Annotated in this window: 16 protein-coding genes; 13 read left to right on the top strand and 3 right to left on the bottom strand. The window is 67.4% G+C overall.

Annotated features, from left to right (window positions below; translation table 11 throughout):
• The first annotated feature begins 31 nt into the window (after positions 1-31).
• The 7 genes from E8P82_RS01925 (at position 32) to E8P82_RS01895 (ending at position 7,244) form a co-directional block, all read left to right on the top strand.
• Complete coding sequence (locus tag E8P82_RS01925) at positions 32-1,252, top strand: MFS transporter (protein ID WP_246020880.1); 1,221 nt, start codon at positions 32-34, stop codon at positions 1,250-1,252.
• 32 nt (positions 1,253-1,284) lie between these two features.
• Positions 1,285-2,310, top strand: coding sequence for an ATP-binding cassette domain-containing protein (locus tag E8P82_RS01920; protein ID WP_136452780.1), 1,026 nt, complete (start codon positions 1,285-1,287; stop codon positions 2,308-2,310).
• Positions 2,307-3,185 (top strand): ABC transporter permease, encoded by an 879-nt coding sequence (locus E8P82_RS01915; protein ID WP_136452779.1) that lies wholly within the window; start codon positions 2,307-2,309, stop codon positions 3,183-3,185. The genes E8P82_RS01920 and E8P82_RS01915 overlap by 4 nt, the downstream gene beginning before the upstream one ends.
• Before the next feature lie 165 nt (positions 3,186-3,350).
• The gene (locus E8P82_RS01910) at positions 3,351-4,352 is read left to right on the top strand and encodes an ABC transporter ATP-binding protein (protein WP_136452778.1); all 1,002 of its coding nucleotides are present in this window, start codon (positions 3,351-3,353) and stop codon (positions 4,350-4,352) included.
• Between the two features lie 2 nt (positions 4,353-4,354).
• The gene (locus E8P82_RS01905; RefSeq protein ID WP_136452777.1) at positions 4,355-5,242 is read left to right on the top strand and encodes an ABC transporter permease; all 888 of its coding nucleotides are present in this window, start codon (positions 4,355-4,357) and stop codon (positions 5,240-5,242) included.
• 33 nt (positions 5,243-5,275) lie between these two features.
• Positions 5,276-6,598, top strand: coding sequence for a sensor histidine kinase (locus E8P82_RS01900; RefSeq protein WP_246020879.1), 1,323 nt, complete (start codon positions 5,276-5,278; stop codon positions 6,596-6,598).
• Positions 6,555-7,244, top strand: a complete 690-nt coding sequence (locus tag E8P82_RS01895; RefSeq protein WP_136452901.1) for a response regulator — start codon at positions 6,555-6,557, stop codon at positions 7,242-7,244. Before E8P82_RS01900 ends, E8P82_RS01895 begins: the two co-directional genes overlap by 44 nt.
• Here E8P82_RS01895 and E8P82_RS01890 read toward each other — a convergent pair whose 3' ends face one another.
• Positions 7,245-7,694, bottom strand: a complete 450-nt coding sequence (locus E8P82_RS01890) for a hypothetical protein (protein WP_136452776.1) — start codon at positions 7,692-7,694, stop codon at positions 7,245-7,247. It lies immediately after the preceding gene.
• 75 nt (positions 7,695-7,769) lie between these two features.
• Positions 7,770-8,405: a TasA family protein gene (locus tag E8P82_RS01885; RefSeq protein ID WP_136452775.1), complete on the bottom strand. Its 636-nt coding sequence runs from the start codon at positions 8,403-8,405 to the stop codon at positions 7,770-7,772.
• Positions 8,406-8,638: 233 nt separating this feature from the next.
• On the opposite strand from E8P82_RS01885, the gene E8P82_RS01880 reads away from it, so the two are divergent.
• The 6 genes from E8P82_RS01880 (at position 8,639) to dnaB (ending at position 13,771) form a co-directional block, all read left to right on the top strand.
• Positions 8,639-9,922, top strand: coding sequence for a M18 family aminopeptidase (locus tag E8P82_RS01880; protein ID WP_136452774.1), 1,284 nt, complete (start codon positions 8,639-8,641; stop codon positions 9,920-9,922).
• 178 nt (positions 9,923-10,100) lie between these two features.
• Positions 10,101-10,406, top strand: a complete 306-nt coding sequence (gene rpsF / locus E8P82_RS01875; RefSeq protein ID WP_136452773.1) for a 30S ribosomal protein S6 — start codon at positions 10,101-10,103, stop codon at positions 10,404-10,406.
• Positions 10,407-10,466: 60 nt separating this feature from the next.
• Positions 10,467-11,027, top strand: coding sequence for a single-stranded DNA-binding protein (locus E8P82_RS01870; protein WP_136452772.1), 561 nt, complete (start codon positions 10,467-10,469; stop codon positions 11,025-11,027).
• A gap of 105 nt (positions 11,028-11,132) precedes the next feature.
• Positions 11,133-11,372 carry a 30S ribosomal protein S18 gene (rpsR, locus tag E8P82_RS01865; RefSeq protein ID WP_005273147.1) on the top strand — a complete coding sequence of 80 codons (240 nt, stop codon included), beginning with the start codon at positions 11,133-11,135 and terminating at the stop codon, positions 11,370-11,372.
• A 15-nt stretch (positions 11,373-11,387) separates the two neighbouring features.
• Positions 11,388-11,837, top strand: coding sequence for a 50S ribosomal protein L9 (gene rplI / locus E8P82_RS01860; protein ID WP_136452771.1), 450 nt, complete (start codon positions 11,388-11,390; stop codon positions 11,835-11,837).
• 557 nt (positions 11,838-12,394) lie between these two features.
• Positions 12,395-13,771: a replicative DNA helicase gene (gene dnaB, locus E8P82_RS01855; protein WP_136452770.1), complete on the top strand. Its 1,377-nt coding sequence runs from the start codon at positions 12,395-12,397 to the stop codon at positions 13,769-13,771.
• Here dnaB and E8P82_RS01850 read toward each other — a convergent pair.
• Positions 13,768-14,190, bottom strand: coding sequence for a MarR family winged helix-turn-helix transcriptional regulator (locus E8P82_RS01850; RefSeq protein ID WP_168796466.1), 423 nt, complete (start codon positions 14,188-14,190; stop codon positions 13,768-13,770). The two genes, dnaB and E8P82_RS01850, sit on opposite strands and share 4 nt — an antisense overlap.

The following is a 14,190-nucleotide window of genomic DNA, read 5'->3' as shown; positions in this document are numbered from 1 at the left end:
GGACGTGGTGCCGCGAGCCTACGGTTGAGGAGTGAAACCAGCCGTGCACGCCGCCACGATCGCCACCTATGCCATCTTCGGGCTCAATGGCCTGGTCTTCGCGAGTTGGGCCTCGAGGATCCCGGCCGCGTCGAGCACGCTGGGACTCGGCGCCGGCCAGACGGGCGGGCTGTTACTGGTGGCGGCTGTCGGATCGGTCATCTCCCTCCCGCTCGCGGGCGCCATCGCTGCACGCTTCGGCACGGCGAACACGGTACGCATCGGCGGGACCGTGGCAGCTGCCGGCGCGAGCGCCGTGGCGCTCGGGCTGGCCCTGGTCTCCGTGCCCGTGGTGGCTGCGGGTCTGTTCCTGTTCGGCTGCGGGATCGCGCTGTGGGACGTGGGGCAGAACATCGAGGGTGCCGCGGTGGAGCGGCTGCTGAACAGGACCATCCTGCCGCGCTTCCACGCCGCGTTCAGTGGCGGAGCCTTCGTGGGGGCGCTGGTCGGAGCGGGTCTGTCGGCACTGGAGGTCTCCTTCTCCGCGCATCTCGTCGTCGTCACCGTCCTCAGCCTCACCGTCTCGCTGTGGGTCCCGCGCTCCTTCCTGCCCGAGCGGGCGTCATCGGACTCCAGCTCCTCCGGTCCGGAACCCGACCGGGACCGCGCCGGGAGATTCGGCGCGTGGGGGGAATCACGCACGCTACTGCTGGGTCTCGTGGTACTCGGAGCGGCACTCACCGAGGGAGCCGCGAACGACTGGGTGGCGAAGGCGAGCGTCGACGGACTCGGAACCACCGAGAGCACCGGTGCCATCATGTTCGCGGTCTTCGTCGCGGCGATGACGCTGGTGCGCTTCGTCGGAGGCCCCGTGATCGACCGTTTCGGCCGGGTGCGTGTCCTCCAGGCGAGCCTGGGCTCCTCGCTCGTAGGGCTCGTCCTGTTCGTCACCGCACCGAATGCGCTCCTGGCCGCAGCCGGCGCCGTCCTCTGGGGTGCGGGAGCAGCGCTCGGTTTCCCCATGGGCATGTCAGCCGCAGCGGATGATCCCGAGCGCGCGGCCGCCCGGGTCTCGGTCGTCTCCACGGTCGGCTACACCGCGTTCCTGGCCGGGCCGCCGCTGCTCGGCTTCCTCGGGGACCTCGTCGGTATCCGCTCGGCCCTGCTCGCGGTCGGCGTCGCAGTGCTCGCGTCGTTCCTCGTCGCCCCGGCTGCCCGGGAGCGGTCGACGTCGACCGGAGCGATACGGGTGGTCACCGACGAGAAGTCCTAGGTCTGACGTCCCCGCAGCCCTACCCTTGAGGCATGGCGATCATCGAGGCGGAGGGTCTGCAGAAGACCTATTCGTCCAAGAGCGGACCCGTCCATGCCCTCGACAGCATGGATCTCACCGTCCCCCAGGGTACGGTCAAGGCGCTGCTGGGCCCGAACGGGGCGGGCAAGACCACGGTGGTGAAGATCCTCACCACCCTCATCCGGCCGACAGCCGGTACCGCTCGCGTGGACGGCATCGACGTCGTGGGCGATCCCGGGGCGGTCCGGCGGATCATCGGTGTCTCCGGCCAGTACTCGGCCGTCGACGAGAATCTGACGGGCTTCGAGAACCTCGACATGGTGGGACGGCTTTACCATCTCAGCGCTGCAGCGTCCAGGCGCCGGGCACGGGAACTGATCGACCAGTTCGAACTCACGGAGGCCGGCAATCGTCCGGTGAAGGGCTTCTCCGGAGGTATGCGGCGGCGCATCGACCTGGCCGGAGCGCTCGTCATCAAGCCGAAGATCCTCTTCCTGGACGAACCGACCACAGGACTGGATCCCAGGAGCAGGATCTCTCTCTGGGGCATCATCAAGGATCTCGTCCGGGACGGGACCACGCTGCTGCTGACCACGCAGTACCTGGAGGAGGCCGACCAGCTCTCCGACGACATCGTGGTGATCGACGGAGGCAGGGCCATTGCCGAAGGCACGTCGGACGAGCTCAAGGCACAGATCGGCGGGCACCGCGCTGTGGTCTCCGTGGTTGATCCCGCTGATGCTTCCGTCGCGCGGGACATCCTCGGCCGCCATGGTGAGGGCGATCCCGTCGCCGATGACGACGGCCGCAGCATCGAGGTCGCCGTCAGCGACGGGCCGCGGGCACTGCAACTCATCCTCGCCGATCTGGGGGAGGCCGGCATCGACCTGCACGACGCCGGTATGCGGCGCCCGAGCCTCGACGACGTCTTCCTCAGGCTCACCGGACGCAGCGCCGACGATGCCGCGGTCGCCGCGGATCCCGGAGGCAGTAGGAACGGCAGGACGTCGGCGGCCGGGACGGAGACGGCGGCATGAGCGTCAGGGCCCCGGGAGGCCGGCGGTCCGTCGATCGACCGGCCACGGCGTCGGACGGGCCGCCTGCGGAGGCGTCCTCCACCGTCACTCTGTGGCTCTCCGACGGGTGGATCGTGACCCGGCGGAATCTCACCAAGCTCAAGCGGTCGCCGGACATGCTGGTCTTCGCGGTCCTCCAGCCGATCATGTTCGTGCTGCTCTTCAGCCAGATCTACGGTGGATCCATCCAGGTGGCGGGCAGTGACTACACGCAGTACCTCATGGCGGGCATCTTCGCCCAGACCGTGATCTTCGGGTCCACGTTCTCGGGGTCGGCAATGGCCCAGGATCTCAAGGACGGCATCATCGACCGCTTCAGGACGCTGCCCATGAGTTCCTCGGCGGTGTTGATCGGCCGCACCAACAGCGACCTCGTCCTCAACACGCTCTCGGTCGTGATCATGATGGGCACCGGCTTCCTGGTGGGGTGGCGCGTGACCACCGACGCCGGGAGTGCTCTGGCCGGTATCGTGCTCCTGCTGCTGTTCTCCTATGCCTTCAGCTGGGTCATGGCACTGCTCGGCATGTCGGTGAGATCCCCGGAGGTCATCAACAACGCGACCTTCATCATCCTGTTCCCGCTGACCTTCATCTCGAACGCATTCGTGCAGCCGCAGACTCTCCCGGGTCCGCTCGAGACGTTCGCGAACTGGAATCCGGTCTCCGCGCTCGTGCAGGCGGTACGCGAACTGTTCGGCAACACGGGCTCCGTGCCCGTGCCGGATGCCTGGCCCATGCAGAACGCGCTCCCGACGGTCCTGGTCGGCGTCGTGGTGCTGCTGGTCGTCTTCGTACCGCTGTGCATCCGGAAGTTCGCCTCGATCAGCTCGCGGTAGTTCTCCGGGCCATCCGAGAGCCACCGCCGTCCTCCTGAAGGGGTACGGCGCCACGGGCGGGAATCAGCCCTGGGGTCGGTTACAGCCGCCTTCGGCGGGCCTAGTGTTGACAGGAACACCCATCAGCGGGGACCCCGCGTGCTGACGAGACCGAAGGAACTTCCCATGATCGAGGCCCAGGCCCTCTCCAAGCGATACGGCGCGAAAACAGCCGTGGACGCCGTCACCTTCACCGTGCAGCCGGGGAAGGTGACCGGCTTCCTCGGCCCGAACGGCGCGGGCAAGTCCACGACCATGCGCATGATCGTCGGCCTCGACAACCCGAGCGGTGGCCATGTCACGGTCAACGGGGCACCCTACGCCCGGCACCGGGCCCCGCTGCGCGAGGTCGGCGCGCTGCTGGACGCCAAGGCCGTCCATACCAAGCGCTCCGCCTACAACCACCTGCGCGCCATGGCGGCCACGCACGGCATCCCGAACAGCCGCGTGAAGGAGGTCATCGATCTCACGGGTCTCGGCCCGGTGGCGAAGAAGCGCGTGGGCGGATTCTCCCTCGGGATGGGGCAGCGGCTCGGCATCGCCGTCGCCCTGCTGGGCGATCCGCACACCGTCATCCTCGACGAGCCGGTCAACGGACTCGACCCCGAGGGTGTGCAGTGGGTCAGGCACCTAGCCAGGGGACTCGCGTCGGAGGGCCGCACGGTCTTCCTGTCCTCGCACCTGATGTCGGAGATGGCGCAGACCGCGGATCACCTGATCGTCATCGGTCGCGGACGCATCATCGCCGACGCGCCCATCCAGTCAGTCATCGACGGGCAGGGCACGGTCCGTGTGCGCGTACGGGCCGATCGCCCGCAGGATCTGCTCGGCAGTCTGGCCGGCGACGGCGTGACCTCGCAGGTCCTCGAACCCGAACTGGTCGAGGTCATCGGGGTGGAGCCGCGCCGGATCGCCGAGATCGCCCTGCGGGACAAGGTGCTGATCTACGAGCTGACCCCCATCCAGGTGTCCCTCGAGGACGCCTACATGCAGCTCACCCAGGGCGAGGTCGAGTACCACTCCGGGGACCCGGCGGCAGGTCCGATCGGGGACGTGTTCGCAGACCCCGACCTCGCCGGCACCCAGGACCCGGCCCCGCAGGCACCCACCACAGTGAAAGGACGCTGATCATGGCGACATCGACCCAGCCCGCCCCCGCCCAGCGACGGCCGCGGCAGGAGAGCACCACGGGATCCGGCGTCACCTTCGGCCGGGTGCTGAAGTCCGAGTGGATCAAGGTCACCACGGTTCCCTCGACCGTCATCCTCATCGTCTGCACGGTCGTGGTGATGGTGGGCCTCGCTGCGCTCTTCGCGTGGAGCGTATCGATCACCGCGGACGCACTCAACGATCCGGACTTCCCGGCCGAGTTCCGTCCGCCCGCCGAGGGGCCGGGCAGCCCGGGCTTCGACGCATTCACGGCGCCCTCGTCGGGCCTGGTCTTCGGCCAGCTGCTCATCGCTGCCCTGGCCGTGGTGCTGATCACCTCCGAATGGACCACGGGCATGATCCGCTCCACCATGGTCGCCGTCCCCAGGCGCACACCGGCCCTGCTCGGGAAGGTCATCGTCGCCGCCGTCATCGCGTTCCTCGTGGGCTTCGGCAGTGCCCTGCTCTCCTATCTGATCGCCCAGCCGATCCTGGCCGGCGAGAACATCGACTTCGCGATCACGGAGGACGGCGTCTTCCCGAGCATCATCAACACCGGCACCTACCTCGCGCTCGTCGCGGTCCTCTCCATGGCCATCGGCATCCTGCTGCGCAACACGGCAGGCGGCGTCGTCACGGCCGTCGGCATCTTCTTCGTGCTGCCGCTGATCGTCCAGTTGCTCTCGGGTCTGGCCGACTGGGTTATGGACGCGGCACGTTTCCTGCCGTCCTTCGCAGGAACACAGTTGGTGGCCATCGAGATCATGGACGACGATCTCACGCAGTGGGAGGGCGGGCTCGTCATGGCGGCGTGGGCGCTCGGACTCCTGATCGTGGCCCTGCTCGTCGCCAAGAAGCGGGACATCTAGGCGCTCCTGAGCTGATCCCGGGGTACCACCGCCGTGCATGCCACAGCCGTGCTGAAGGAGGCCGCGGAGCAACCCGCCGCGGTCTCCTTCACCGAGCTCAATGCCCGCAGGCTGGGTCCTGTCCGGCGGTTCTTCCGCAGTCATCCGCGCGCCACGGACGCCGTCGTCATCCTGGTCTTCACCTTCTTGACCCTCCCGAACGCCCTGTTCCTCGTGATCGACGACGGCGACTGGGGTGCCCTGATCGGTGGTGCGCTGGCAGGCGGTGCGCTCGTCCTCCGACGTGACCGGCCCCTGCTGGTGCTGGTGGTCACCACCGTCCTCGACAACGCCGTCAGCATCGGCACGGAGGGCGGGGGCAGCGGTGTCGCAACGGCCTTCGCGCTGTACTCCGTCGCTGCCGCATATCCGCTGCGGACAGCGCTGATCGCGGCCGGTTCCACCGTGATCGTCTCCGTGGGCGCCCTGTTCGTCCTGCCGGTCGAGATCTTCGCCGACGCCCCCGGTGTGCGCTGGCTCCTCAGCGCCTTCATCGTGATGTTCCTGGCCATCGCTGTCGGCGTCGGCGTGACCGTGAGGCGCGATCGCGAGCACGAGCGTGAACTACGTGAGTGGGCAGCGCGCAACGCGGAACTGGCGTCGGCAGGGGAACGCAACCGTATCGCCCGGGAGATGCACGACGTCGTCGCGCACTCGCTCACGGTCATGGTCGCCCTGTCCGACGGCGCCGCCGTCGTCATGAAGCGCAACCCCGAGCGCGCGGAAGACGTGCTGGGTGAGCTCTCCACCACGGGACGCACCGCGATCGCCGACATGCGTCGGGTCCTCGGCGTCCTCCGGCCCGAGGCGGCCGACGAGGCACTGTCCCCGCTACCGGCCTCGAGCTCGATGGCCCAGCTCCTGGAGGGTTTCCGTGCGGCGGGTCTCCCGCTCCGCGTCACGACCAGCGGTCCGCGCCTGCCGGAGGATCCCGCCTTCCAGCTCACCGTGTACCGGATCCTCCAGGAATCGCTCACTAACGTCCTGCGCTACGGCAACGGCGTTACGCTGGTGGACATCTCGATCATCAGGGTCGGCGACGCCGTCACACTGCGCGTGGTGGACGACGGCGCGAGCGCCATGGAGCCGGTGGTCCCGCTCGGCTCGGGTCGGGGTCTGGCGGGCATACGCGAACGCGCGGCGATCTACGCGGGCTCCGTGGAGTGCGGCCGGCGTGCCTCGGGCGGCTGGATCGTGGAGGTGCGTCTGAGCGTCCCCGACGCCGGGTCGGGGAACCAACGGGGGAACGAGAAGGATGAGCGCGCAGGAGAGCATGCAGGCCACAGCAGCCACGCCGATCAGGGTGCTGCTCGCTGACGACCAGCCGCTGCTGAGGATGGGCTTCAGACTCATCCTCGAGGGTGAGCCGGATCTTCGGATCGCCGGCGAGGCGTCCACGGGGGAGGAGGCGGTGGGTCTCTCCGCACAGCTCTGCCCCGACGTCGTCCTCATGGACGTGCGGATGCCGCGGGGCGACGGGATCGAGGCCACCCGGCAGATCACCGCGGCGGGCTCCTGCTCGCGCATCATCATCCTGACGACCTTCGACCTGGACGAGTACGCCTTCGCCGGTCTGCAGGCCGGTGCGTCGGCGTTCCTGCTGAAGGACGTGGCGCCCGAGGAACTGGTCCGTGCCGTGCGCGTCGTGGCCAGCGGCGATGCCGTCGTCGCCCCCCGCGTGACTCAGCGGTTGCTCGAGACCTACGTCAGATCCCTTCCACCGACTGCATCGACCATCCGGGATCCACGCCTGGCCGAGCTCACGCCCCGGGAGAGGGAAGTGCTGGAGGCGATCGCCGGTGGCCTGTCCAACGCCGAGCTGGCGGCGAGGTTCTTCGTGTCCGAGGCGACCATCAAGACACACGTCCGGCGGATCCTCACGAAACTCGACCTGCGTGACCGCGTGCAGGCCGTGGTGTTCGCCTACGAGAACGGCATCGTCGTGCCGGGCCCGATGCACTGATCAGCAGGTGAACGAGAAGACCGCCGGATCCTTCCCTGTCCAGGATCCGACGTTGGCCCGGACGGACAGCACGTACTTGCCGCTGGTGGTGGACGCGACGGAGAGCGTCGTCGCCCGTTTCGAGGCGGCCAGCTCGACGGTCTGGACCTTTCGATCCGGGGCGGTGAGCGTCACGGTGTACCCGGTGGCGCGTGCCACCGCGGTGAAGTCCCTGACCGTCACCGTGGCCGACCGGCGTGAGGACGTGGAGCAGGTGTACGAGGCGTCGACGCCGGTGGGCGTGGGGATGTTGTACGTCCCCAGGACCGTGCTGCCGGCCTCCCTGTTGGAGAACGCGGCCTGCGCGACCGTGGGCACCAGGGTGAGGACGACGACGGCGACCAGGAGCTTCGCCAGGAACCGCAACCGACGTGGAAGGCGGGTCGTCCCGCCTGCACGGTGTCGGCTCATGATCGGATTCCCTCGGTGGTCGCTCGGATGGACAGGGTGATCCGGCGCCCGGCGAGTCGGGCACCGGATCCGGTACTAGCGGCTGGTGGCCGCGCGCTGCGTGGCGGTGAAGGCGAAGTTCACGGTGCTCGTGAGCCCCTGGAAGCTGTTGTCCGCGGCCATCGGGAGAGCTGCCGTGAAGCGCAGGTAGTCGGACTTCGCCGGGGCGAAGGAAGCGAGGTTGGCCAACGCGACGTCGGTGCCGATGATCGCGCGGCTCGGCAGGACGGTGGTGACGGTCCCGGAACACGTGTAGGTGTACGCAGCCGCGGTGCCGGCTTCGGTCCAGGGGACACTGCAGGCGTCGACGGTGAGCTGGAGACCGTTGACGGCGTCGGTGGTGAGCTTCGAGGGGGTGTTCACCGGCGTGGTGCTCAGCGTGACGCCACCGAAGCCCTGGCTGCCGGTGTTGGTGATGGTCGCCACCCGCTGCACGCTGTCACCCGGGACGATATTGCTGGCCCCGACGGTGAGGCGGTTGGCTGCCGTTCCCGCCGCGCCGAGCTGGATATCGACCGTGCCGGAGCTGACGGTCTCGCTCGCGGAGGTGGTGGAGGTGAACGAACCGTACGTGCCGAGGCCGGCAACGGATGCCGCGACGCCGAGCAGCGCGACGGACGCGAGGACCTTGCCGGAGGTGGACTTCATCGAGATGCGGGGCGTGCGTGCCATGGTGAGACCTTTTCGTGTGGATCGATCGGTGGGGCCCGGTTCCCCCAGCGGGACCCGGTGCTGCTGACACCAAATATGGCCACCGAAGCTAAATCGTGCCCTGCCGTACCTGCGAATCCTGCGCGAAGGAACAGCGAAGACCGCGCCGAAACCGAAGAACAGCTGAAGGCGGAGCGAAGGAGAGCGGCGGCACGGGGCCGGTGGGCGCGCCGGGCATCTGATTGAATCGGAGGATGAGCCCCACTCCAGCCCATATCCAGGACCTCGGCGCCTATGTCTCCGCAGCGCCATCGAGCTACCACGCCGCAGCAGAGGCCGGACGGCGGCTCGCGGAGCGGGGATTCGTGCAGCTGGAGGAACGGGACGCCTGGCAGGGCGGGACGGGCAACTACTTCGTCATCCGCGACGGTGCCATCGTCGCCTGGGTGGTTCCCCCGGACGCGGAGCCGACGACGGCGTTCCACATCCTCGGTGCCCACACCGACTCGCCGTCGTTCAAGCTCAAGCCGAAGCCCACCACCGGCAGATTCGGCTGGCTGCAGGCAGGTGTGGAGGTCTACGGAGGGCCGCTGCTGAACTCCTGGCTGGACCGCGAGCTCGCGCTCGCCGGACGCCTGACCCTGCAGGGCGGCAGTGAACACCTCGTCGCCACAGGGCCGCTGCTGCGCTTCCCGCAACTGGCCATCCACCTCGACCGTGCCGTGAACGAGGGCCTCGCCCTCGACAAGCAGCGTCACATGAACCCGGTGTGGGGACTGGGCGATCCCTCGGGAGCGGATCTGGTCGGGCTGCTCGCAGCAGCTACCGGGGTGGAACCGGACCAGGTGGGCGGGTTCGACGTCGTCGTCGCCGACACCCAGGAACCGCGCGTCTTCGGCGCCGACGGTCGATTCTTCGCCTCGGGACGACTCGACAATCTCTCCTCGGTCCACGCCGGGCTCACCGCGCTCATCGAGACTGCCGCGGCGAGGTCCCCGGGCGGACCGATCGCCGTCCTCGCGGCCTTCGACCACGAGGAAGTCGGCAGCGCCTCGCGCTCGGGAGCCAGCGGACCGTTGCTCGAGGACATGCTCCGGCGCATCTCGCTCGGTCTCGGCGCCGGGGAGGAGGAGCGGCTCCGGGCGCTGGCGTCGTCGTTCTGTGTCTCGGCCGATGCCGGGCACGCCGTCCACCCCAATTACGCGGAGCGTCACGATCCGGTGAATCTGCCGGTGCTCAACGGTGGGCCGCTGCTGAAGATCAACGCGAACCAGCGGTACACCACGGATGCCCCGGGTGCCGCGTTCTGGGCGGGCCTGTGCCGGGAGGCCGAGGTGCCCTACCAGGAGTTCGTCTCCAACAATGCCGTGCCGTGCGGTTCCACCATCGGTCCGCTGACGGCGACCCGGCTGGGCATCCGGACCGTCGACGTCGGAATCCCGCTGCTGTCGATGCACTCCGCCCGTGAACTGTGCGGTGTGGACGACCCCGGGTACCTTGCGAAAGTCACCTCGGGCTTCTTCCGCGGCATGCAGTAGCCCAGTATCCACAGGGCCGACGCCAAGTTCGGGCCCGGACATCGGTCCGGTATCATTGACAAGTCCGTGTAACGCCGTGCCTGCGGTACCCGCCGAAGGCGGCGGCCGGACCAACGCTAGAGAACCTCCTGTTGCGGAAGGACCGCGACCGCTCAGCCCGAAGGAGGTGGGTTCACACATGCGTGCATATGAATTGATGGTCATCATCGACCCCGATGTCGAGGAACGTTCGATCGACCCGACACTCGAGAAGTTCCTCAACGTGGTCCGCAATGGCGGAGGCACGGTGGACAAGGTGGACATCTGGGGTCGCAGGCGCCTCGCCTACGAGATCCAGAAGAAGACCGAGGGCATCTACGCCGTCGTGAACTTCACGGCAACTCCGGCCGTGGCTGCCGAGCTGGACCGCCAGCTGGGCTTGAACGAGACGATCATGCGGACCAAGATCATCCGCCCCGAGGAGCAGAAGGTCTCCGCCGAGTAGTTCCGGCGGACTCTTTCACCATCCACCCCGCCCCGGCGGGACGTCACCCCAGGAGGCACCATGGCAGGCGAGACAGTCATCACGGTGGTCGGCAATCTCACCAACGATCCCGAACTGCGTTTCACGCCGTCGGGATCGGCGGTGGCGAACTTCACCATCGCGTCCACTCCCCGCACCTTCGATCGCCAGACCAGTGACTGGAAGGACGGCGAAACGCTGTTCCTCCGGGCCTCGGTGTGGCGTGAGGCTGCGGAGAACGTCGCCGAGACCCTCACCAAGGGAACCCGTGTGGTCGCCCAGGGCCGGCTGAAGTCGCGTTCGTTCGACACCAAGGAGGGCGAGAAGCGTACCGTCATGGAGCTCGAGGTCGACGAGATCGGCCCGTCACTGCGCTACGCGTCCGCCAAGGTGACCCGTGCCCAGCGCTCAGGCGGCGGGAACAGCGGGGGCTTCGGTGGCAACTCCGGTGGAGGATCGAATGCTCAATCCGGTTCCGGCTGGGGCGGCGGACAGCAGGCCCAGCAACCGGCGGACGACCCTTGGGGCGCTCCCGCCGGTGGAAACTCGGGCGGCAACTCGCAGGGTTGGGGTAACGGCCCCGATTCCGAGCCGCCCTTCTAGGCAAGGGTTCCGATCCCGGAACCTCTGCCGCAGTCACACGAGTGACTGGCACTTCCCATCCCGCAGAATCGTTCTGCGGGCTCCACCACACGAAGGAGCACCACGATGGCCAAGGCTGAACTCCGTAAGCCCAAACCAAAGTCCAACCCCCTGAAGGCCGCTGACGTCACCGTCATCGACTACAAGGACGTAGCACTGCTGCGCAAGTTCATCTCCGATCGCGGAAAGATCCGTGCTCGTCGTGTCACGGGCGTGACCGTACAGGAGCAGCGCAAGATCGCCCAGGCAATCAAGAACGCCCGCGAGGTCGCGCTCCTGCCGTACTCCGGCGCCGGCCGCGGCTAGGGAAAGGGACACACCATGTCAAAACTCATTCTGACCCAGGAAATCACCGGGCTCGGTGCCGCGGGCGATGTCGTCGAGGTGAAGAACGGTTACGCGCGTAACTATCTGCTGCCCCGTGGCTTCGCCCTCACGTGGAGCAAGGGCGGCGAGAAGCAGGTCGAATCGATCAAGGCAGCACGGTCGGCCCGCGAGCACGCCTCCCTCGAGGACGCCCAGCGGCAGGCCGCGGCACTCTCGGCCAAGCCCGTCACTCTGTCCGTCAAGGCAGGTGGCTCCGGCCGCCTGTTCGGCACGGTCAAGGCGGACGACGTCGCCAAGGCGGTCGAGGCCGCCGGACTGGGCACGATCGACAAGCGCAAGGTCGAACTGCCGGCACACATCAAGTCCGTCGGCTCATACCAGGCCAACGTCCGTCTCCACGAGGACGTAGCCGCAGTGATCGACCTGGACGTCGTCGCGAGCTAGTACGCCGCGGCCTGCTGGCCGCAACCGACCACGGGAAGCCCTCACGGAAGTGGGGGCTTCCCGTGGTTCGATCTGCAGGAGGATCCTCCCGGCGAGACACGGCGGGGTTGTAGGAAGCGGTGCGGTGTCGCGGGTCGTGCCGTCGGTCGGTCCAGTGGATCCACTACCGCTCCAGCGCGGTTGTCAACAGTGTCTCTGTGGACGGGAGCAGCACTGCAGTATTCTTCCTCCACAGGGCCTGCATGAAGTTTCCCCATGTCAGACCGTATTCCACAAGCAAAAGTATTTATTGTCCACAGGCTTGTCCCCATCCTGTGCACAAGACACGCCGCAGAATCCACAGCTTATTCACACTTACCCACACCCCCTGTTGGTCCAGCGTTTCGGTCCATCCCCAGGAGGGTCTACGGTTGCCGAAGACTCCCGATAGTGAGGGTGAGGGGTGATAGGACCGGGTCCATCGGAAACAAGCCCGTGGGGCAGTCATCCCGGTGGATACCGTCCGCAGCACACAGTCCCAGCAATACCGTCACCCCCAGCACGAGAAAGGCCCTTCAGTGTCCCTGGCATCTGCAGACTCAGCAACGGACACTCGGTCCCCGGAGTTCTCCCGCACACCGCCCCAGGATCTCGTCGCGGAGCAATCGGTGCTCGGCGGGATGATGCTGTCGAAGGACGCCATCGCCGACTGTGTCGAGGTCCTCAGGGGGCTCGATTTCTATCGCCCGTCGCACGAGAGCATCTACGAGGCCATCATCGATCTCTACGGGCGCGGAGAGCCCGCGGACGCGGTCACGGTCTCGGACGAACTGACCAAGCGCGGGGAGATCTCCCGCATCGGCGGCCCGGCGTATCTCCACACGCTCATCCAATCGGTGCCCACTGCGGCGAACGCCGGCTTCTACGCCGAGATCGTACGCGAGAGGGCGGTCCTGCGCCGGTTGGTCGACGCCGGAACGAAGATCGTGCAGCTCGGCTACTCGAACGACGGCGAGGTCGACGATCTGGTCAACGCCGCGCAGGCGGAGGTGTACGCCGTTGCCGAGCGGCGCACGGCCGAGGATTACGTAGCACTGAAGGACATCATCGAGGGCACGGTCGACGAGATCGAGTCCGCAGGCCACCGCGGGGAGGGCATGACGGGGGTGCCCACCGGCTTCTATGAGCTCGACGAACTGACCCAGGGCCTGCACGGTGGACAGATGATCGTCGTCGCGGCACGACCAGCCATGGGCAAGTCGACGTTCGCGCTGGACTGGGCACGCTCCGCCGCCATCAAGCACAATCTGGCAACGGTCTTCTTCTCGCTCGAGATGGGCCGGAACGAGATCGCGATGCGGCTGTTGTCGGCGGAGGCCACGATCGGCCTGCAGGATCTCCGCAAGGGAACCATCAAGGACGAGCAGTGGGGCAAGATCGCAACCACGATGGGTCGGATGAATGACGCGCCACTGTTCATCGACGACAGCCCCAACATGTCACTGATGGAGATCCGGGCCAAGTGCAGGCGCCTCAAGCAGAGACACGACCTGAAGCTCGTCGTCCTCGACTACCTGCAGCTGATGTCCTCGGGCAAACGTGTCGAGTCCCGTCAGCAGGAGGTGTCGGAGTTCTCGCGGGCACTGAAGCTGCTGGCCAAGGAACTCGACGTGCCCGTCGTCGCACTCTCGCAGCTCAATCGTGGCTCCGAGCAGCGGACGGACAAGCGCCCGCAGGTCTCGGATCTCCGCGAGTCCGGCTCGATCGAGCAGGACGCCGACATGGTGATCCTGCTCCACCGAGATGACGTCTACGACAAGGAGTCCGCACGGGCCGGCGAGGCCGACGTCATCGTGGCCAAACATCGCAACGGACCGACCAAGACGATCGTCGTCGGCTTCCAGGGGCATTACTCCCGGTTCAACAACATGGCGGCCGACACCGGCGGGTACTAGTCCTTCTTCGGTCCGAGTTCGTTGATGACAGTGGCAAGAGAATCGCGGAGTTCCTGCGAGGCGAGGCCGTCGTCCGCCATGAGGTCGTGCTCGATGTTCTTCGCGCGCTCGATGGCCTCCCTGCCGGCCGGGGTGATGGTGATGCGTTGACTCCGCCGGTCAGCGCTGTTCCGCAGGCGGGTGACGAAGCCTCGCTTCTCGAGCCGGTCGAGCGTCCGCCCCACTGTCTGGGCCTGCACATGGACGAGCTGCGCCAGCCGTACGCCGGTCACGGTGCCCTCACGCTCAAGGACCACCAGTGTGGTGAGTCCCGCATGCGTGACGCCGATGCTCAGGAGCTTTTCGTTCCATGAGTGCTCCACGATGCGGGCCGCGGTGGTCAGTAGGCGGCTGGTCGACCAATCATTCAACTCCGGCAC

Source organism: Arthrobacter echini, from assembly GCF_004803505.1.
Lineage (GTDB): Bacteria > Actinomycetota > Actinomycetes > Actinomycetales > Micrococcaceae > Arthrobacter_D > Arthrobacter_D echini.
Note: the sequence above shows the minus strand (reverse complement) of the source record. Positions and strands in the feature narration are given on the sequence as shown.